Genomic DNA, 19,869 nt, shown 5'->3' on the forward strand with positions numbered 1-19,869 from the left:
GGTCTCAGCTGACCGCACCAGAAAGGATCTTCACCAGCAATGACCGACGAGACGCCTCTTTCCCCCACTGGTCCGGGCACGCCCGAAGAGGGCCAGATCACGCTGCGAGTCGAGCCCGTCGGGCTCGAGACCGAGATGCAGCGCTCGTACCTCGACTACGCGATGTCCGTCATCGTGTCGCGCGCGCTGCCCGACGTACGGGACGGTCTCAAGCCCGTCCACCGCCGTGTCCTGTACGCCATGTACGACGGCGGCTACCGGCCCGAGAAGGGCTTCTACAAGTGCGCCCGTGTCGTCGGTGACGTCATGGGTACCTACCACCCGCACGGCGACTCCTCGATCTACGACGCGCTGGTCCGTCTCGCGCAGCCGTGGTCGATGCGGATGCCGCTGGTGGACTCCAACGGCAACTTCGGTTCCCCGGGCAACGACCCGGCCGCCGCCATGCGGTACACCGAGTGCAAGCTGAAGCCGCTGTCCATGGAGATGGTCCGTGACATCGACGAGGACACCGTCGACTTCACGGACAACTACGACGGCCGGAACCAGGAGCCGACGGTTCTGCCGGCGCGCTTCCCGAACCTGCTGATCAACGGCTCGGCGGGCATCGCGGTCGGTATGGCGACCAACATCCCGCCGCACAACCTCCGCGAGGTCGCGTCCGGCGCCCAGTGGTACCTGGAGAACCCCGAGGCCTCCCACGAGGAGCTCCTCGACGCCCTGATCGAGCGGATCAAGGGCCCGGACTTCCCAAGTGGTGCCCTGGTGGTGGGCCGTAAGGGCATCGAGGAGGCGTACCGCACGGGCCGTGGCTCCATCACGATGCGCGCGGTCGTCGACGTCGAGGAGATCCAGAACCGCCAGTGCCTGGTGGTCACCGAACTCCCCTACCAGGTCAACCCGGACAACCTCGCGCAGAAGATCGCCGACCTGGTGAAGGACGGCAAGGTCGGCGGTATCGCCGACGTCCGCGACGAGACGTCGTCCCGTACGGGGCAGCGCCTGGTCATCGTCCTGAAGCGGGACGCGGTCGCCAAGGTCGTGCTGAACAACCTCTACAAGCACACCGACCTGCAGACGAACTTCGGCGCGAACATGCTGGCGCTGGTGGACGGCGTACCGAGGACCCTGTCCCTGGACGCGTTCATCCGGCACTGGGTGACGCACCAGATCGAGGTCATCGTCCGGCGTACGCGGTTCAGGCTGCGCAAGGCCGAGGAGCGCGCGCACATCCTGCGTGGCCTGCTGAAGGCCCTGGACGCCATCGACGACGTCATCGCGCTGATCCGGCGCAGTGACACCGTCGAGATCGCGCGCGAGGGCCTGATGGGCCTCCTGGAGATCGACGAGATCCAGGCCAACGCCATCCTCGAGATGCAGCTGCGCCGACTGGCGGCTCTGGAGCGCCAGAAGATCGTCGCCGAGCACGACGAGCTGCAGGCGAAGATCCGCGAGTACAACGCGATCCTGGCCTCGCCCGTGCGCCAGCGGGGCATCATCAGCGAGGAACTCGCCGCGATCGTCGAGAAGTTCGGCGACGACCGTCGCTCCAAGCTGGTTCCGTTCGACGGTGACATGTCCATCGAGGACCTGATCGCCGAAGAGGACATCGTCGTCACGATCTCGCGCGGCGGCTACGTCAAGCGGACCAAGACCGAGGACTACCGCTCGCAGAAGCGCGGTGGCAAGGGCGTACGCGGCACGAAGCTCAAGGAAGACGACATCGTCGACCACTTCTTCGTGTCGACCACCCACCACTGGCTGCTGTTCTTCACCAACAAGGGCCGTGTCTACCGCGCGAAGGCGTACGAGCTGCCCGACGCCGGTCGTGACGCGCGTGGCCAGCATGTCGCCAACCTGCTGGCCTTCCAGCCGGACGAGGCGATCGCGGAGATCCTCGCGATCCGCGACTACGAGGCGGCGCCCTACCTGGTGCTGGCCACCAAGGGCGGTCTGGTGAAGAAGACGCCTCTGAAGGATTACGATTCCCCGCGTTCGGGCGGTGTCATCGCGATCAACCTCCGTGAGACGGAGGACGGTTCCGATGACGAACTGATCGGAGCAGAACTCGTTTCGTCCGAGGACGATCTCCTGCTGATCAGCAGGAAGGCACAGTCGATCAGGTTCACGGCGACGGACGACGCGCTGCGTCCGATGGGCCGTGCCACCTCGGGTGTCAAGGGCATGAGCTTCCGTGAGGGAGACCAGTTGCTCTCGATGAATGTTGTTCGACCCGGTACGTTCGTGTTCACTGCTACCGACGGCGGGTATGCGAAGCGGACCAACGTCGACGAGTACCGCGTCCAGGGGCGTGGCGGCCTGGGTATCAAGGCTGCCAAGATCGTCGAGGACCGCGGTTCTCTCGTCGGTGCGCTGGTGGTCGAGGAGACCGACGAGATCCTCGCCATCACGCTCTCGGGCGGTGTGATTCGTACGCGGGTCAATGAGGTCAGGGAGACGGGCCGTGACACCATGGGCGTCCAACTGATCAACCTGGGCAAGCGCGATGCCGTGGTCGGCATCGCACGTAACGCCGAGGCGGGAAGCTTGGCCGAGGCGGTCGACGGCGAGGAAGCCGTGGACGAGTCGGCCGAGGGTACCGCGACCATCGGCACGGACGAGGGCGATCAGTCCTCGCCGGAGTAGCGCGAGGAGTGAGTCATCGTGAGCGGAGCCACGGGCGCCGGTTCGTCCGGCAGTTCGTCCGGTCCCTCGACCGGTTCGGACAAAGACGGCGGCGGTCGTGGCTCCGCCGCGCGTGCGACCGATGGGCAGCAGGGTGCGAGGGACGCGCAGAGCGCGACAGATCCGCACACGACCAACCTGCAGGCCATCAAGCCGCGTACGACCGGCAAGGGCTCGCCAGACACACATGGATCCCAGGGATCCCAAGGATCCCAGGGGGGAACCGTGACGGACGCCAGAGGTCCGCAGACCCAGCAGTACGGGGTCGGCAAGGGCCCGGGAGCCCTGGGCGCCATGCCGGGGGCGGAACCCTCCGCGCAGCGCGCGCCCGCGCCGCCGCAGCAGTCGCCGTTGCCCGGCGAGCGGCAGCCGCAGCAGCCCGCGGGGCCCTACCACCCGCCGCAGGCCTACCCGTCGGCCGCTGCTCCGGCAGTCCCTGCGGCCCCGGTCCAGGCGCCCGCGCAGTCTCAGGCCCACAGTCCGGCGGGGGCCGTACGGCGCCCGCGTACGGGGGCGAGCACCCTGCCCCGTACGCGCAAGGCACGTCTGCGCGTGTCCAAGGCCGACCCGTGGTCGGTGATGAAGGTCAGCTTCCTGCTGTCGATCGCGCTGGGCATCTGCACGATCGTGGCGGCGGTGGTCCTGTGGATGGTCATGGACGCGATGGGCGTCTTCTCGACGGTCGGCGGCACGATCTCGGAGGCCACGGGGTCGAACGAGTCGAACGGCTTCGACCTCCAGTCCTTCCTGTCCCTCCAGAACGTCGTGTTGTTCACGTCGGTCATCGCGGTCATCGACGTCGTCCTCGCGACGGCGCTGGCGACGCTCGGCGCGTTCATCTACAACCTCTCCGCGGGCTTCGTCGGCGGTATCGAGCTGACGCTCGCCGAGGACGAGTGAACTGAGCAGTGAGCCGGTGAAGTGCAGGTGAGGGGCGTCCTCGAACGCCCCTCGGCCGGCGCCCGACTATCGATTTTGGGACTGGCCGCGTCGTGCGCTAATCTTCAGAGGTCAGCGCGCGGGACATACACCGCAGAGCGCGGCGGGGCTATAGCTCAGTTGGTTAGAGCGCATCCCTGATAAGGATGAGGCCACAGGTTCAAATCCTGTTAGCCCCACAGTGAAAAGAACCCCAGCCAGAGATGGTTGGGGTTCTTTCGTCTGTCCTGGTGCTTCTCCGTGTGGCTTTGTACGCAAGTTCGCCGCTACATGGGGAGGGGATCACACGAGGATCATGCGAGGCATGCGTGGGCTGTCCCGCGAGCGGGGTCAGGATGGCGGCTGGGCCGCCGTCTCGGCGTCCGTGCCGGTCTCCTGGCCGGTTTCCGTCTCGGCGTCCGTGTCCGCGGGTGAGCGGTGGCGGCAGCTCGGGGAGGAGCCGTGGGCCTCGGCTCGGATGCGCTGCTTCATCGTGGGGGGCAGTGAGCGGGCGTAGGACCAGGCCCAGTCGGCTGTTGGTACCACCGCGGGGGCGGTGCAGTTGCGCGCCGGGTGGCTCTCGGCTACCGCCGCGGTGGCGGTCGTCGTGATCAGGCCGAGCGTCGTGCAGAGCGCCAGGAAGGCGGTGACGACGACGGTCCACAGCTTCATGACCTTGTTCTGGGCCATTGCCCCTCACTTTCAGGTTGGGCGATTTGCGTACTTTCCTCATGATGTGTATGGAGGCTGCGAAGTGGTGGACCGACGCCCGTGGCGCGTCGATCTTCAGATGAACACCACTCGGATGGGTGCAGGAGGGGTGAAAGGCGAAAGAGAGGGCGGAAAACGGGGTGCAGTAGGGCGAATAGTCACGGTACGTGGAGATGTGATCACCCTCCGATCGGAGCGGTGTCGTCCGCTTCTACTGCTGTATGCCGGGGGGGAGTTGGGGGCCGGCGCAGGTCACCGATCGGTCTCGGTCGAAGGGTATAGTCGGCCTCCAGAGGTCCCCTACGTCAAGGAAAGACGAGGTCGCACGGTGAAGAAGCTTCTCCTGGTCGCACTGGCCGCCATCGGCGGGCTCCTCGTGTACCGCCAGATCCAGGCGGATCGCGCCGAGCAGGACCTGTGGACGGAGGCGACCGACTCCGTGCCCACGGGTTCGTGAGTATCGACAGCAGTCTGTGAACAGACCCCGGCCGCCGACGCGGTCGGGGTTTTGTGTTGTCGGGGTCGGCGGCCGGGGTGGTGGACAGTTCGCCGCCGCGAACGAAGTGATTGCTGGGGCGAATTGAATACCTTGGGGCGGGTTGATTCGGGCGCTCGTACGAATTGAGGGCGTGCAGGGACGCCCGGCGGGGCAGGATGGGCGACGGTCCGGGCAGAGACTGTGCCCGGGTGCGGCGCGGACGGTGGACGGCTCGGGCACGGCGGGGCATGACGAGGGGTGGCGCGTGATGGGGCGGCGCACGGTGCGTGGCGCGGTCGTGGCGGCGGTGCTGTGCGCTGTGGTGGGCATGGGGGCGGGCCCGGGGGCAGTCTCCGAGGCGGTCGCCGCGCCGGACGCGTACGCGTACGACTTCGCCGAGGGCGCCCAGACCGTCGAGGGCGCCGCGAGCACCACGGACGCTGTGGGACTCGAACCCGGCGGGACCTACCGCACCACCCTCCCGGTCAACGGAAGGATCTACTTCCGCCTCGCACTTGACGCCACGTCGAACGCGTACGTCTCCGCCACCGCCGTCCCCAGACAGGGCGCCACGGTGTCCTCCTCCGACGGCGTCAAGGTGGACGTGCAGGACGCCGACGCCCGCTCCTGCTCGTACGACAGCACACGCTTCGGGGCCTCCCGCAGCCCGCACCCGGTCGCCGCCTGGGCGTCACGCGTGACCGACGGCGAGACGACGGGGTGTCAGGAAGCCGGTACGTACTACGTGGTCGTGGACCGCATCGACTCGGCGGGCTCGTCGTCGGGCGACTGGGAGCTGGAGCTGACGTACGTGTCGGAGCCGGGCCTCGTGAGCAAGGCGGCGACGACCGCTCCCGAGTCACCCGAGTCCTGGGACTCCGCCGCGCCCGACCCGCTCCCCGGCGACGCCGTCCGCCGCGAGGGCGGCGGCGGCTTCGCCACGGCCGTCCCGGTCGGGCAGGGAGTCTGGCAGGACGACATCACGCCCGGCGAGACGCTTTTCTACCAGGTGCCGGTCGACTGGGGGCAACAGCTCAATGCGGTTGTCGAACTGGGCAGTTCCAGCAGTGGTTCCAGCGCCGGGTACGTCAGCAGCGCGCTCGTCATGTCCCTCTACAACCCCGCGCGCGGGTACGTCGACGACGAGGGCCTCGTCTATGACGGCAGCCAGAGCTCGGCCGCCCTCGATCCGCTGCCACCCGTCGACTACGCCAACCGTTACGGCGTCGGCGACCGGATGAGCGGGATGCGCTTCGCCGGCTCCTACTACCTCGTCGTCCATCTCGCCGAGCAGGTGACGGAACGATTCGGCGCGGGGCCGTACGGGCTGACGCTGCGAGTGCAGGTGAGCGGTACGGCACAGGACGCCCCCGGGTATCTGGGGCAGTCCGTGCCCCGGGACACCTTCGCGGTCACGGCACAGGACCGGGCGTCGGCCGGCGGATGGACGTCCGGCGTGGTGGCCGGCGGTACGGGAGCCGACGGGGCTGACCGGAGCCGCGGGGGCGGTGGCGCCGCGATGCGGGTCGTCGCGGTGAGCGGCATCGGGGCGGGGAGCGCGCTGGTCCTGGTCCTGGGACTGTGGACGGTGGTCGCTCGGCGGCGGGCCGCACGCGCCTAGCTCAGATGCGAAACAGGGCCCAGAAACCTACGGCGTAGCAGGCCAGGGCGAGGAACAGGACCGGTATCGCCACCTTCGCGGGCGGACCGGGGCGACGCTGACGGCGCCGGCCGCGGTGCTGCGGAACCGCCTGCGGGGAGAGCGCGACCTGCGTGGACCGGGCGGCGTAAGCAGAGGACGAGGCGTACGCGTCCTGCCGCAGCGTCGGAGTCGCAGTCGCGGTCGGGGTCTGGGTGGCCGTCCGGGGTGTGTGCGGCTGGGGGGAGTGCACATGCGCGGGCTCGAAAGCCGGGGTCCCGAAGGACGGGACTTCGAAGGGCGGGGGCACGTGGACCGCGGCCGGCGCCGGGAGCGGGACAGCCGTGGGGGGAGTGGGAGGCTGCGCCGGCCGGTGGTGGGCGTGCTCGTGCTGCGGTGTGCCGGAGTGGACGGTGACTTGGGGAGGGGGCAGGTGGAAGCTCCCCGTGTCCGACATGCTGGACGGCTGGGGCGGGATTACTGCCGGGGGGTGAGGGGGCCGCGGAGGTGTGGCGTCCGGCTGGGGCGGGGCGCCGTTCCGCTGAGCGGGGTGAGCGGGGGGAGCCGGGTAGGCCGGCTGAGCTGATGAAGCCTGCGGTCCCTGTTCGAAAGCGCCCGCGCTGTCCGGCCCCGGAGGACGGCCCGGTACGGAATCGGCTCCGGGCCGGATCGGGGCCTCACCGGAGGAATGCCAGGATTGCCCGGCACCGGAACCGGTGCTTGAGGGCGTGGGGTCCTTGACCGGCCTGGCGGGCACGGCACCCGTACCTGGACCTGACGGCGGGGAGATGCTTCCCGGTGCCGGCCTGAGTCCCGGTCCTGTGCGCGTGCCGCCGGTCGCCGGGCCGGTGGGCGTGCCGTCCGGGTTCGGTTCGCGGTACGGGTCGTAGCGGCGGGCTGCTCCCGGGCCGGTCTCCATGCCCGCGTGCGGGCCGTCCGGCTCGTCGCGTCCGGCGCCGGTGTCCGGCCTGCCTGTGGCTTCGGCGGTGCGTGCGCCGCCTTTCGTGGTCACGCCCGGGGCCGGTTTGAGGGGGCCGGTCGGGGCGAAGCCCTTGGGGAGGGACCCGAGTTGGTCGAAGATCTCGATCAGTTCGTCGTCGGGGCCGGGCTCGGGCAGGAGTTCGGCGGCCTGGGCGAGGGCCTTGCGCGCGCCCGTGGCGGTGCGGAACCGCGCCTGCGGGTCCGGTTGCAGCAGGGTGGCCACGACCTGCCAGAGCGGCTCGGGTATGCCCTGCGGGGCGCTGGGCGTGCCGTGCGCCGCGAAGTACTCGATGAGGGCCTTGGAGTCCGGCTTGGCGCCCTCCAGGAGATAGAGCGCGACCAGGCCCACGGCGAACAGGTCGGAGGGGAAGTCCGGGTCCGCGCCCAGCATTTGCTCGGGGGCGAAGTAACCGGGCGTGCCCACCACGTAGTCGGTCTCCGTCAGTCGGGGCTCGCCCAGCCGCATCGCGATGCCGAAGTCGGACAGCCGCAGCCGCGGACGACCCGTGCCTGTCGCTTCGAGCAGCACGTTGGCGGGCTTGATGTCCCGGTGGACGACGCCTTCCGCGTGCACGGCGGCGAGGCCGGAGAGGAGCTGGTCGATGAGGGTGCAGACGAACGCGGGCGGCAGGGGGCCGTAGTCGGCGATCAGGTGGACGAGCGAGCCTCCGGCGACCAGATCCATGGTGAACAGGACCTTGTCGTCGTCGGCGGCCCAGCTGGCCGGGGCGAGGACATGCGGGTGGTCTATCCGCAGGGCCTGCTCACGGACGAAGCGCAGCAGTGAGTGGGCGTCGCTCTGCTGCAGGACCTTGGCGGCCACATACCGGCGGCGGCGGTGGTCCCAGGCGCGCCAGACCGCGCCGACTCCCCCACGCCCGATCGGATCGGCCAGTTCGTACCGGCCGGCGAAGACCTCACCCATGGCTCTGCGTCGATCCCCCTTCGGATCACCGCTCGGTCGGTTCCGGACCGGCGGGTGGTACGGCCCCTCCTACCCCACTCAGGAGCCCGCTGTCACCCTGCTCACCCAGAACCTGTCTCCATACCTGTTTCCCTGCCCGCCTGCCTTTGCCGCTGTCCGCCCCCCGGGGTTCATGTCGTGGCCTGCGTGCTCCGCTTGTCCGAGCCTGGTCTCGTGCGCCCGCCCCGCTTGTGCCCCTGAGCCGTAGCCCGGCCGCCGAACCCCCGGTCGGCGGCCGGGCCGGCGGCTCAGCTCTGGTGGGACTGGTAGTGCGTCACGGCGTCAGAGGTGCGGCCCGCGCCGTACACCCGGAGGAACTCTGCCAGTTCCGGGTGGGTCGAGGCGAGAGTGTCCGCCGCGTCGATGATGTCCCCGGCGGCGGACACCGAGCGCAGCAGCGACTGGATCTCGCGGACCACCCGCTTGACCGTGGGCGCCCCCGAACTCGTCGTCGACTGCGTGGTGTTGCTGAGCACCGATCCCCCCTGCGACTTCTTGATCTCGTCCATCCGCTCGGTCGCCTCGGCCGCGCTGACGCTGCCGTCCGCGACCTGACCGGCCAGATCCTGCAGCAACTGCACGCGCTGCACCACTGCCGGATTGCCGATCTTGGCCCGCTGGCCGCTCATGAGCTGTGACAGCATCGGCGCGGACAGCCCCAGTACCCCCGCGAGACGAGCCTGGTTGAGTCCAAGATCGTCGATGAGCTTACGGAAGAGCGCCCCCAGCGGCTCCCCGTACCAGTTCCGCTGAAGCTCCCGCGCTCTTGCGGTGGCTTCCTGCTGTGCGGCATCCATTGCGTCTCCCCATCGCTTCCCCAAATACCGCGGTTCGCTGTAGCGAACCACGTCGAGCATCTTACGGAGAGTGGTCGTCGACGGGGACCCCCAATCCTTTTGCGAGATACCGGGGGTGACCCGGTACTCTTGTCGTCGGCGCCCACCAGTACCTGGTTGTTCTGGGCGGACGCCTTCCATTCGGGGCCTTAGCTCAGTTGGTAGAGCGCTGCCTTTGCAAGGCAGATGTCAGGAGTTCGAATCTCCTAGGCTCCACATCTGAAATGCCCTCTGAACTGCGGAAACGCGGTCCAGAGGGCATTTTTTCGTAACGCTCGGTCTCCTGGTGCCCGGTGTTGACCGCGTGTGGTGTGCGAGGCCGTGGTCCCGGGTGGAACGGGCTCGGCCACGCCCCTCCGAGACGCGGAAGGACGTGGCCGGGACGAGTGCTTCTGCCGTACTCGTGTCAGAGGCTGCTCAGTGGATGCTCTCCCCCGGCTCTCATCCTGCGAGGAACAGGGGAGTTGAGGCCGTCGTACGGACGGCTGTCGCCCCACCCGGTGGTGCCTCCCGGGCATTGGAGGTAGGGCTGGCCACACCCCCGGTTGGGGAGCACGCGTCATCGTTTCCCTGAGCGCGCGACGGCATCGTTGAACCCGGTTGATCCCCGTGATCCACAGAGGTTCACAACCCGCCGCCCGTAAGGAAACCGCCGTGAAGTCGCTGCTCCCGTCGAAGCCCAGGACGACCGGCGACGCGCTGTGCACAGAGGTGTCCGGCACGGTGGAGGCAACCGGTGCCTCTCCCGGGCCGCTCGCCTCCTTCGCGCGGTTCGTTCTGTGCGGCGGTGGCGTCGGACTCCTCTCCAGCGGTGCCGTGGCGCTGCTCGCCGCGACGATCCCCTGGGCGCTGGCGAACGCGCTGATCACGGTCGCCTCGACCATCCTGTGCACCGAACTCCACGCCCGCTTCACCTTCGGGGCCGGCCGACGTGCCGGATGGCGCCAGCACTGGCAGTCGGCGGGCTCGGCCACCGCCGCCTACATCGTCACCTGCGTCGCGATGTTCGCCCTGCACCTGCTCCAGTCCTCGCCGGGCATGCTGACCGAGCAGATCGTCTACCTCAGCGCCTCCGGCCTCGCCGGCATAGGCCGATTCCTCGTCCTGCGCCTGTTCGTCTTCGCCGTAGGCCGGAACAAGCCGGTCCGCCGCGACATCCGCCGGACACCGGCCCTGAGGAGCATCGGCGGTCTGAGGGTGAGCACCCGGCTGGCCGTCTCGGCTGTCTCCTGACGAGGGGACGCCGCCGGAGGATCGCCGCCGACGGTGTTTCACGTGAAACACCGTCCCGCCACCTCACGCCGTCATGTTTCACGTGAAACATCGCTGTGGGGCGGGAAGTCCTCAGACTTCCCGCCCCACAGCGATGTCATGAACGGCAACGGCACCACACATGAACCGTCAGCGGTGGTTGTCGTCGTCCTCCGCAGCCTCCGACTCGGCCTCCTTCACCTGGACCTCGGGATCCAGGACCGACTGACCAGTGCCGTCCACGGACGTCAGGCGGCCCGCCTCGGGAACCTCGGTCGCGGCAGGCGGCTCGACCAGCCAGTCGGGGTTGGCCTGCTTGTCCCACCACTTCCACGCGGCAAAGGCGCCGCCGGCCAAAATGCCCGCCATGGCCAGCCCCTTGGCGAGCCGGCCGGCCCGGGCCCGCCGCTGGTGCTTGCGGGCCAGCTTCCTGATCTCCTGCGGTGTGACCTGACCGCGCAGCGCGGCCAGTGCGGCGGCACCGCGGGCGGCGGCTTCCTCTCGTACGGGTCCGGCTGCCGCGACCGCGCGCTCCACGCGCGGCGCGGTGTAGTTGGCGGCCTGGCGGGCGGCCTTGGCGGTACGGGCGGCGGCTTCATGGGCGGCGTGGTCGACCTTCGGCGGCACATGGGTACGGGCCTGCTCCAGCCGCGGCGCGAGATGCGCGCCGTACTGGACACGGGCCTGTTCCGCAGCCTGGGACACCTTGGGCGCAAGCCGTACGCGTGCCTCGTGTGCGTACTGAGTGGCCCTGTCCTTGGCCGTGTCGGCGTAGGGAGCCACCACGTCCGCGGCGTGCAGGACGCTGTCCTTGGCCGAGCCGGTAGCGGCACGCACGCTGTCAATGCGGGTCACGGGTTCCTCCTCGTCGGTGGCGTACGGTTATCGACTCTCCACCCTTTTACGGATCATGCCCGGCAATACGTCGTGAGGCATGTGAGGGCGGGCATCCGGGTCAGGGACGGCCGAACGCGCGGGACTGCCGGTACCGAACCGATCGCATGTGACAGCGGATGACGATCACATGCAATAGCGATGAATTCAGGGCATCGGGAGCTTGTCGTCGACAATGCCACGGATCGCGGCGCCATGTCCCCGTCCCGTGCCTACTCGGCCGGTTTTCTCCGAAGCGGCGAAGCGCGAGCGAATATGCCGGATTCTCGCGCGGAGGATGGCGCCGGGCGATGCTCGGCGTGGACCGTGCGAGGATCTGGGAGGCACAAGAGGACAACGGAAGGCAGATCGTGGCTGAGCAGCTCTACGCCACCCTGAAGACCAGTCACGGCGACATCGAAGTCCGGCTCCTGCCGAACCACGCGCCCAAGACGGTCCGGAACTTCGTCGAACTCGCCACCGGCGAGCGTGAGTGGACGAACCCGAGCACGGGGACGAAGTCCAGGGACAAGCTCTACGACGGCACGGTCTTCCACCGGGTGATCCGCGGGTTCATGATTCAGGGCGGTGACCCGCTGGGCAACGGCACCGGTGGGCCCGGCTACCAGTTCGAGGACGAGTTCCACCCGGACCTCCGCTTCGACAAGCCGTACCTGCTGGCCATGGCCAACGCCGGACCGGGCACCAACGGTTCGCAGTTCTTCATTACCGTCTCCCCGACGGACTGGCTGTCCCGCAAGCACAGCATCTTCGGTGAAGTCACCGACGCGGCCAGCCAGAAGATCGTGGACACCATCGCGACCGCGTCGACCAACCCGCGCACCGAACGCCCGGTCAACGACGTCGTCATCGAGTCGGTCGTCATCGAGACGCGCCAGGGCTGAGACCCCAGAGCCCTCCCACAGCCTCTTTTCCCCGGGGATCGCAGTGATCCCCGCAGGGAAAACTCAGGGAACCAAACGCCCCGCCCATCCGTAAGGATGTGCGGGGCGGTGCACTGCACGGACGACGCATCGACGGAACGACGGATCGACGTATTTGGGGGACCCCATGGATCAGGCGCCAGGCAGCCCGCCGGGACCGCAGGACGCCCAGAGCCTGCCCACCTGCTACCGCCACCCGGACCGCGACACGGGCATCCGCTGCACCCGCTGCGAACGCCCGATCTGCCCCGAGTGCATGGTCAGCGCCTCCGTCGGCTTCCAGTGCCCGGAATGCGTGCGCAACGGCTCCGGCACGGGACACGCGCCCGACGCCTCCCGGCCGCGCACCCTGGCCGGCGGCACCGTCACGGCCGACCCCAGGCTCCTCACCAAGATCCTCATCGGCCTCAACGTCGCCGTCTTCTTGCTCCAACTGTCGATCGGCGACGACTTCACGCAACGCTTCGAACTCGTCGGCAGCGCCTACTACGAGAGCTACGGCTCGCTGGAGGGCGTCGCGGAGGGACAGTGGTACCGGCTGCTCACGTCGATGTTCCTGCACGGCAGCCCCATGCACATCATCTTCAACATGCTCAGCCTGTGGTGGATCGGCGGACCCCTGGAAGCCGCTCTCGGCCGCGCCCGCTACCTCGCGCTGTACCTGGTCTCCGGCCTCGCGGGCAGTGCGCTGACGTATCTGATCGCCGCCCAGAACCAGCCGTCGCTCGGTGCCTCCGGTGCCATCTTCGGCCTCTTCGGCGCGACCGCCGTCCTGATGCGCCGCCTCAAGTACGACATGCGGCCGATCCTCGCCCTGCTGGTGATCAACCTCATCTTCACCTTCGGGATGAGCAACATCGCCTGGCAGGCCCACATCGGCGGTCTGGTCGGCGGCGTCGTCATCGGCTACGCCATGGTCCACGCCCCGCGCGAGCGCCGGTCCCTGGTCCAGTACGGCGTCTGTGGAGTGGTCCTGGTCGCGGTGGTCGTCATGACCCTGATCCGCACGGGCCAGCTCGTCTAGCAGCCCGTTCAGCCCGTTCAGCCCATCCCGCCTGTCACTGAGTGCCTGTTGTCCACAGTCCGTGGCCCTGCCTGTGCACAGTGTGCGGGAACAGCTGTGCCCCCTGTCACCGACTGGAGTTTTCCCAGGTCAGGCAGGGGGCGAACAAGCTTGCGATTACCGGTGTGCCAGTCGTACCAGCGTCAACACTCGCTGAGTTATCCACAGATCGTCGTCTTTTCCCCAGGCGGGGTGTGGAAAATGCTACCTGTCTGTGGATAACTCAGCGAAAGGCCCTGGGGAGAGCCCTACTTCCACTGCGTGGAGACACCGAATCCGGCGGCGATGAAGCCGAAGCCCACCACGATGTTCCAGTTGTCTAGTGAGTCGATCGGCAGCTTGCCGTCGGTCACATAGAACAGAACGATCCAGGCCAGGCCGATGAGGAACATGGCCAGCATGACCGGTGCGACCCAGCCGCGGGTGTTCAGTTTGATGGCCGTCGCCTGCTTGGCGGGCGGCGGCGTGTAGTCGGCCTTCTTGCGGATACGTGACTTCGGCACGAGGGTCTCTCCTGTCGATGCGCTGCGTGGCCGCGCAGGTAACTGGGTCGGGCTCCGGGGCAGCGTACAAGGGGAGTCCTGGTGCTCCCCCGGGCGTCCGTTAGCGTAGTGCTTCCGCGGCGCCGAAGGAGATAAGGGTACGTTGAGCAATTCTGCCGACTCTCCCGGGAGGGATCCCAGTCCTACCCGTAACCGCCGATTCCGCCCGGTGCGGGTGCTCACTGTGGGGGTCTTCGCCCTCGCGGGGCTGATTTTCTTCACGAGCTTCGACACCGCCAAGGGCACGAACATCCGCACGGACGCCTCCCTGCTGAAGCTTTCGGACCTCATCCAGGACCGCAGTCACAAGAACGGCCGGCTCGACGAGTCCCTCGCGGCCCTGCGTGACGACGTCGAGGCGCTCGCTGAGCGCGACGACGGCAGCACCGAGGCCGAGGACGCCAGGCTGGCGGCGCTGGAGAAGGCCGCAGGCACCCAGAAGCTCAAGGGTGAGGCGCTCACGGTCACCCTCAACGACGCCCCGCCGAACGCCACCGCGAAGCTCCCGGGTTACCCCGAGCCGCAGCCCGACTATCTGGTCATCCACCAGCAGGACCTTCAGGCCGTCGTGAACGCCCTGTGGCAGGGCGGGGCCAAGGGCATCAAGGTCATGGACCAGCGCCTGATCTCCACCAGCGCGGTCCGCTGTGTGGGCAACACCCTGATCCTCCAGGGCCGCGTCTACTCACCCCCGTACAAGATCACGGCGATCGGCGACCCGGAGAAACTGAGGAGCGCGCTCACGGCGTCCAAGGCGATCCAGAACTACATGGTGTACGTCAACGTCTACGGGCTCGGCTGGCAGGTCGACGAGGACGGGACGGTGACTCTGCCCGGTTACTCGGGCACAGTGGACCTGCACTACGCGAAGCCTGTGGAGTAGCTGGAACAGCGGCTGAAGCAGCCGGTAGCTCATCGCTGGGGGGCCTGTGTCGGTGCGCGTGATCATCAGGACGGTCAGCGAACTGTGCGTCACGGTGGGCACGGTGATCGTGCTCTTCGTCGTGTACGTGCTGTTCTGGACGGGCGTGAAGGCCGACGACGTCATGGGCGACCAGATCCACCAGTTGCAGGAGCAGTGGTCCAAGGGCGCGGTGACGCAGGCGCCACCGGCGACGCCGGCCAACCCTGCGGGCACCACGAGTCCGACGAGTACGACGACCGGAGCGAAGCCTCCCGGGCCCTATACCTCGGGAAAACCCTTCGCGATCATGTACATCCCGAGGCTTGGTTTCACGTGGAACAAGCCCGTGCTCGAGGGCACCAGGACGAACACCCTGAAGAAGGGCCTCGGTCACTACGCCACCACCGCGCGGCTCGGCCAGCAGGGCAACTTCTCGGTCGCCGGCCACCGGCGTACGTACGGCGATCCGTTCAAGGACTTCCCGAGGCTGCGCCGTGGGGACGCGGTGGTGCTGACGGACGGGACGACGTGGTTCACGTATCGGATCGACAAAGGCCCCTACAAAACCGTGCCCACGGACATTGAGGTGATCGACCCTGTGCCACGTAAGAGCGGGTACACGCATCCGGGTCGCTATCTCACGCTGACCACGTGCGATCCGGAGTGGGGACACAGTCATCGGCTGATCGTCTGGGCGCACCTGGATTCCACACAGCCTGTGGAGGCCGGGAAACCCGCGGCGCTGCGCCGTTAATCTGGTGAGGTACGGCGTGAGTCCGGTGCCGCGAGTCGGGTGCCGTGGGCGACGGAAGGGACGGCATGTACGGCTGGATCTGGCGGCATCTGCCGGGGAACGCGTGGGTGAGGGCGTTGCTCTCCCTCGTGCTGGCGCTGGCGGTTGTCTACGTGCTCTTCCAGTACGTCTTCCCGTGGGCCGAGCCTCTCCTCCCCTTCAACGATGTGACGGTGAACGACCAGTGAGCGCACGGATTCTCGTCGTCGACAACTACGACAGCTTCGTCTTCAACCTGGTCCAGTACCTGTACCAGCTGGGCGCCGAGTGCGAGGTGCTGCGCAACGACGAGGTGTCGACGGCGCACGCGCAGGACGGCTTCGACGGTGTGCTGCTGTCGCCGGGCCCGGGTACGCCCGAGGAGGCCGGCGTGTGCATCGAGATGGTCCGCCACTGCGCGGCCACCGGGGTGCCGGTGTTCGGTGTCTGTCTGGGCATGCAGTCGATGCAGGTGGCGTACGGCGGTGTGGTGGACCGTGCGCCCGAGCTGCTGCACGGCAAGACGTCCCTCGTGGAACACGAGGGCAAGGGCGTCTTCGCGGGTCTGCCGAGCCCCTTCACGGCGACCCGCTATCACTCCCTGGCGGCGGAACCGGATACGGTCCCGGCCGAGCTCGAGGTGACCGCGCGTACGCACGACGGCATCGTCATGGGCCTCAGGCACCGCGAGCTTCCCGTCGAGGGTGTGCAGTTCCACCCCGAGTCGGTGCTGACGGAGCACGGTCACCTGATGCTGGCCAACTGGCTGGTGGAGTGCGGTGACCGGGGCGCGGTGGCGAGGTCTGTGGGGCTCGCCCCGGTGGTGGGCAGGGCCTCGGCGTGACCGCCGTGCGCCCCGAGCGCGAGTCCGGTTCCGCCTACGGCGGAGACACCGGCGACCAGGGAACCTCGTACGGGCAGCAGCAGCCGTACGGGGTGCCGGGCGCGTTCGAGGCGGCGGTGGACGGCCTGGCGGATCCGCTGAGCGATCCGTTGCCGGGCCAGCGGAACGATCCGCCTGCTCCGGCTCCTGCGCCTCCGTCGGCTGCGCGGGGTCGGCGGAGGCGGCGCAGTCATGCGCGGCCCTATGACGCCTCGGCCGAGCAGGGTGCGGCGGAGCACCGGGACCCCGGACCCGAGTCGGGGTACGAGGCACGGGGGTACGCGCAGGACTGGCAGGTGGGGGTGTACGAGGAGCAGGTGCCGTACGCGCCTCCCGCGGCCTCTCCGGTGACGCCTCCCGCGCGCCCAGCTGTCGTCCCCCCGCCCGTCGACGAGGAGACGGTGGCGCTGCGGCTGGCGGACCTGCCTGCCGATCTGCGTCCCGAGGCGCCGCGAATAGGTGGCGAGGTCTCGACATCCGCAGGGGCCCCGGCCTCCCCACAGGCCGCAGGCGCCTCTGGGGGCCCTTCTGTGGCCGGTGGGCGGGCAGCGCGCCGGAAGGCCGCCAAGGCCCGTCACGGGCGCCCTGAGGGCCCACAGGAGGCATCGGAGGGCGTGGCCGCCGAGACGGTGGCGGAGGGAGCGCCCCTCTCGCGGATCGCGGCGCGGCAGGCGGCGCGGGCGCAGAAGCCGGGCATGGCGGTGATGGCGAGCCGGGCGGTCGGTGAGGTGTTCATCACCACCGGCGTACTGATGCTGCTGTTCGTGACCTATCAGCTGTGGTGGACGAACGTACGGGCGCACGCGCAGGCCGGGAACGAGACGCACAGCCTCCAGGACGACTGGGAGAGCGGGAAGCGTACGCCGGGGGTGTTCGAGCCCGGGCAGGGCTTCGCCATCCTGGACATCCCCAAGCTGGACGTGGTGGTGCCGATCGCCGAGGGCACCAGTAAGAAGCAGGTGCTGGACCGGGGCATGGTCGGGCACTACGCGGAGGGCGGCCTCAACACGGCGATGCCGTCCGCGGCGACCGGCAACTTCGGGCTCGCGGGCCACCGCAACACGCACGGTGAGCCGTTCCGGTACATCAACCGGCTGAAGAAGGGCGACGCGATCGTCGTGGAGACGCAGGACAAGTACTACGTCTACAAGATGGAAGCGATCCTGCCGGTCACGTCACCGAGCAACACGAGCGTGCTGAACCCGATTCCGACCGGCTCGGGTTTCACCAAGCCCGGCCGCTACATCACCCTCACGACATGCACGCCGGAGTTCACGAGCAAGTACCGGATGATCGTGTGGGGCAAGATGGTCGAGGAACGGCCGCGCAGCAAGGGCAAGCCGGATGCGTTGCTGCAGTAGTTGTTGCAGCGGTGGTGGCGGTGGCGGGCTCGTGCAGTAGCAGTTAGGGCAGATGAAGAGTGGCAGCGACGACGGACCACGACGAGCAGACCGCCGACGCCCCGGTTTCCCCGTCGCCGGCCCGCGCGCGGAGGCCGGTCGGCAAACTGGCCACCGCGGTGAGCCTCTTGGGTGAACTCCTCATCACGGCCGGCCTGGTGCTGGGCCTGTTCGTCGCGTACTCGCTCTGGTGGACGAACGTCGTCGCGGACCGCGAGGCGGACAAGCAGGGCGACGAGGTACGCGACCACTGGGCCGACGCGAACTCGGGCCCGGGCGCCCTGGACACCAAGGACGGCATCGGCTTCCTGCACGTCCCGGCGATGAGCAACGGCGAGGTCCTGGTCAAGAAGGGCACGTCGTCGAAGGTCCTCAACGACGGCGTGGCCGGCTACTACATGGACCCGATCAAGTCCGCGCTCCCGCAGGCCAAGCAGGGCAACTTCACCCTGGCGGCCCATCGGGACGGCCACGGCGCCAAGTTCCACAACATCGACAAGTTGAAGAAGGGCGACCCGATCGTCTTCGAGACGAAGAACGACTGGTACGTCTACAAGGTCTACGACACCCTTCCGGAGACCTCGAAGTACAACGTCCAGGTACTGTCCGCGATCCCGAAGGAATCGGGGAAGCGGAATCCCGGCCGCTACATCACGCTGACGACCTGCACGCCGGTGTTCACGTCGGAGTACCGGTACATCGTGTGGGGGGAGCTGGTTCGGGTGGAGAAGGTGGACTCGAAGCGGACGGTGCCGGAGGAGTTGCGGTGAGGTGACGGAGTTCCTGCAAGGAACTCCGTCACCTAGCATGACGAAGGCCCGAAGCCGCAACTATCCTTTGCGGCTTCGGGCCTTTGCTGCGCTATGCCGTGGTTACTCCAGGATCTTCAGCACTGCTCCGGCACTCCACTCCTCCAGCAGCCCACGGTGTACGGCGGTGATGCCGCCGTCGGCGGCGATGCTCAGGGCCTCAGAGGTGAAGGGGCAGGTCGCCACGTAGAGGGCTACTTCCGCGGCGTACAGCACCTTGGCCGAGCCGACGAACTTCTGGACGTCGGGGCTGGTGATGTTGAGGTAGGGCGCGAACCTCTTGCACTGGACGACGAGTCGTCGCCCGTCGGCTGTGAGCGCGATGATGTCGACGCCCCGGTCGCCCTGACCGCCTTGTACGACGACGTTCGTACACCCGTCGCGGCGCAGCAGCTTGGCGATGTGGCGTTCGAACGTGCGGCCGTTCATGGCGTCCATGAAGGCCATGACTCCGGGGAGGGGGCGGCCCTCGTACGGGCTTTCGAGCCTCTGCAGCCGGGCATGGTGGTGCCGGAGCCGCTGCTCGACTCGCTGGACGCCGGCCCGCAGGGCGAGCAGTTCCCTGCGGTGCTCGCCCGACGTTTCGATGAGGGCGTTGAACATCGGGACGACGGTCTTGCCGAGGATGTGGGTGATGCGTTGGTCGATGCGGTCGTCGAGGGAGGCGACGTCCTTCTGGACAGAGTTATCCACAGGCTGGTTGCGTGCCAGGTGCTCCATGTCCAGGAGGTACACACGCACCTGACGTGCGACTTCGCTGTCACGGAGGAGCATGGCGACGTTGAGGACGGCCCGGCGGGAGAAGAGAGCGAGGTTGCGTGTGCGGGACTGGACCCCACTGAGCTCCTTAAAGGAGCTCAGTTCTGAACCTGTCAAAACCCGATAGCCGCTGGCTCGCAGTTCCGCGTCGTGGTCGAGGACGAGGGAGCGGATGGCCTTGATGCCGACCTGGAAGTACGTCGCCACCATCGCCGTGGTCACATGCATCCCGTCCGGCAGCAGCGACAGCGCCTTCACCCTGTCGAGCACGTCCGTACGTTCGAGCGCGCTGTCTCGCAGTGCTTTCGACTCCAGCAGTGCCGTTTCGTTGATCACGTTCCGTTTCTCCTCAACTCGTCGGATTTTCCTCACCCGTCCAACGAGTTCAGGTATATGAAGTTCTGGTCGGATTTCGCACATGGGTATGAGTGAGCCCCGACGCCTTTTGTAGGTGCCG

General features: G+C 68.2%; 19 protein-coding genes and 2 tRNA genes. 15 read left to right on the forward strand and 6 right to left on the reverse strand.

Annotation, left to right across the window (positions count from 1 at the left end; all coding sequences use genetic code 11):
* Positions 1-39 precede the first annotated feature (39 nt).
* From gyrA to G3I56_RS08840, 3 genes are all read left to right on the forward strand, one after another.
* Positions 40-2,646: a DNA gyrase subunit A gene (gene gyrA / locus G3I56_RS08830; RefSeq protein WP_164408333.1), complete on the forward strand. Its 2,607-nt coding sequence runs from the start codon at positions 40-42 to the stop codon at positions 2,644-2,646.
* Between the two features lie 18 nt (positions 2,647-2,664).
* Positions 2,665-3,585, forward strand: a complete 921-nt coding sequence (locus G3I56_RS08835; protein ID WP_164408334.1) for a DUF3566 domain-containing protein — start codon at positions 2,665-2,667, stop codon at positions 3,583-3,585.
* A gap of 144 nt (positions 3,586-3,729) precedes the next feature.
* A tRNA-Ile gene (locus G3I56_RS08840) sits at positions 3,730-3,803 on the forward strand.
* A 151-nt stretch (positions 3,804-3,954) separates the two neighbouring features.
* Here G3I56_RS08840 and G3I56_RS08845 read toward each other — a convergent pair.
* Entirely contained in the window at positions 3,955-4,293 is a 339-nt protein-coding gene (locus tag G3I56_RS08845) for a DUF6344 domain-containing protein (RefSeq protein WP_164408335.1), read from the reverse strand.
* 349 nt (positions 4,294-4,642) lie between these two features.
* On the opposite strand from G3I56_RS08845, the gene G3I56_RS43675 reads away from it, so the two are divergent.
* Positions 4,643-4,771, forward strand: a complete 129-nt coding sequence (locus tag G3I56_RS43675) for a DLW-39 family protein (protein WP_003999697.1) — start codon at positions 4,643-4,645, stop codon at positions 4,769-4,771.
* A gap of 289 nt (positions 4,772-5,060) precedes the next feature.
* Positions 5,061-6,413 (forward strand): hypothetical protein, encoded by a 1,353-nt coding sequence (locus tag G3I56_RS08855; protein WP_203689483.1) that lies wholly within the window; start codon positions 5,061-5,063, stop codon positions 6,411-6,413.
* Between the two features lies 1 nt (position 6,414).
* On the opposite strand, the gene G3I56_RS08860 is transcribed toward G3I56_RS08855, so the two are convergent.
* Complete coding sequence (locus tag G3I56_RS08860) at positions 6,415-8,337, reverse strand: serine/threonine-protein kinase (protein ID WP_164408337.1); 1,923 nt, start codon at positions 8,335-8,337, stop codon at positions 6,415-6,417.
* Positions 8,338-8,624: 287 nt separating this feature from the next.
* Positions 8,625-9,173 (reverse strand): hypothetical protein, encoded by a 549-nt coding sequence (locus G3I56_RS08865; RefSeq protein ID WP_055528159.1) that lies wholly within the window; start codon positions 9,171-9,173, stop codon positions 8,625-8,627.
* Between the two features lie 182 nt (positions 9,174-9,355).
* Between G3I56_RS08865 and G3I56_RS08870 the strand changes: the two genes are divergently transcribed.
* Both G3I56_RS08870 and G3I56_RS08875 read left to right on the forward strand, forming a co-directional pair.
* Positions 9,356-9,428 (forward strand) — tRNA-Ala (locus tag G3I56_RS08870).
* Between the two features lie 495 nt (positions 9,429-9,923).
* Positions 9,924-10,445, forward strand: a complete 522-nt coding sequence (locus tag G3I56_RS08875; protein WP_164408517.1) for a GtrA family protein — start codon at positions 9,924-9,926, stop codon at positions 10,443-10,445.
* Between the two features lie 168 nt (positions 10,446-10,613).
* On the opposite strand, the gene G3I56_RS08880 is transcribed toward G3I56_RS08875, so the two are convergent.
* Positions 10,614-11,318, reverse strand: coding sequence for a DUF5324 family protein (locus G3I56_RS08880; RefSeq protein ID WP_164408338.1), 705 nt, complete (start codon positions 11,316-11,318; stop codon positions 10,614-10,616).
* Positions 11,319-11,707: 389 nt separating this feature from the next.
* On the opposite strand from G3I56_RS08880, the gene G3I56_RS08885 reads away from it, so the two are divergent.
* Together G3I56_RS08885 and G3I56_RS08890 are read left to right on the forward strand one after the other, a co-directional pair.
* Entirely contained in the window at positions 11,708-12,241 is a 534-nt protein-coding gene (locus tag G3I56_RS08885; protein ID WP_164408339.1) for a peptidylprolyl isomerase, read from the forward strand.
* A gap of 166 nt (positions 12,242-12,407) precedes the next feature.
* Positions 12,408-13,304, forward strand: coding sequence for a rhomboid family intramembrane serine protease (locus tag G3I56_RS08890; protein ID WP_164408340.1), 897 nt, complete (start codon positions 12,408-12,410; stop codon positions 13,302-13,304).
* Positions 13,305-13,591: 287 nt separating this feature from the next.
* Here G3I56_RS08890 and crgA read toward each other — a convergent pair whose 3' ends face one another.
* On the reverse strand, positions 13,592-13,846 hold the full coding sequence (gene crgA / locus G3I56_RS08895) for a cell division protein CrgA (RefSeq protein ID WP_164315848.1): 255 nt from the start codon (positions 13,844-13,846) through the stop codon (positions 13,592-13,594).
* Between the two features lie 142 nt (positions 13,847-13,988).
* Between crgA and G3I56_RS08900 the strand changes: the two genes are divergently transcribed.
* The 6 genes from G3I56_RS08900 to G3I56_RS08925 are packed head-to-tail and all read left to right on the forward strand — an operon-like array spanning position 13,989 to position 18,614.
* On the forward strand, positions 13,989-14,768 hold the full coding sequence (locus G3I56_RS08900; RefSeq protein ID WP_203689487.1) for a DUF881 domain-containing protein: 780 nt from the start codon (positions 13,989-13,991) through the stop codon (positions 14,766-14,768).
* A 52-nt stretch (positions 14,769-14,820) separates the two neighbouring features.
* Positions 14,821-15,543, forward strand: coding sequence for a class E sortase (locus G3I56_RS08905; protein WP_164408342.1), 723 nt, complete (start codon positions 14,821-14,823; stop codon positions 15,541-15,543).
* A 44-nt stretch (positions 15,544-15,587) separates the two neighbouring features.
* Positions 15,588-15,770: a hypothetical protein gene (locus tag G3I56_RS08910; protein ID WP_164315836.1), complete on the forward strand. Its 183-nt coding sequence runs from the start codon at positions 15,588-15,590 to the stop codon at positions 15,768-15,770.
* Positions 15,767-16,405: an aminodeoxychorismate/anthranilate synthase component II gene (locus G3I56_RS08915; protein ID WP_164408343.1), complete on the forward strand. Its 639-nt coding sequence runs from the start codon at positions 15,767-15,769 to the stop codon at positions 16,403-16,405. Before G3I56_RS08910 ends, G3I56_RS08915 begins: the two co-directional genes overlap by 4 nt.
* Positions 16,402-17,805, forward strand: coding sequence for a class E sortase (locus tag G3I56_RS08920; RefSeq protein WP_164408344.1), 1,404 nt, complete (start codon positions 16,402-16,404; stop codon positions 17,803-17,805). The genes G3I56_RS08915 and G3I56_RS08920 overlap by 4 nt, the downstream gene beginning before the upstream one ends.
* A 59-nt stretch (positions 17,806-17,864) precedes the next feature.
* Positions 17,865-18,614: a class E sortase gene (locus tag G3I56_RS08925; protein WP_164408345.1), complete on the forward strand. Its 750-nt coding sequence runs from the start codon at positions 17,865-17,867 to the stop codon at positions 18,612-18,614.
* Between the two features lie 102 nt (positions 18,615-18,716).
* On the opposite strand, the gene G3I56_RS08930 is transcribed toward G3I56_RS08925, so the two are convergent.
* Positions 18,717-19,748, reverse strand: a complete 1,032-nt coding sequence (locus G3I56_RS08930) for a restriction endonuclease (protein ID WP_164408346.1) — start codon at positions 19,746-19,748, stop codon at positions 18,717-18,719.
* Positions 19,749-19,869 lie beyond the last annotated feature (121 nt).

Source organism: Streptomyces sp. SID12488, assembly GCF_010548275.1.
In the GTDB taxonomy this organism is placed as follows: domain Bacteria; phylum Actinomycetota; class Actinomycetes; order Streptomycetales; family Streptomycetaceae; genus Streptomyces.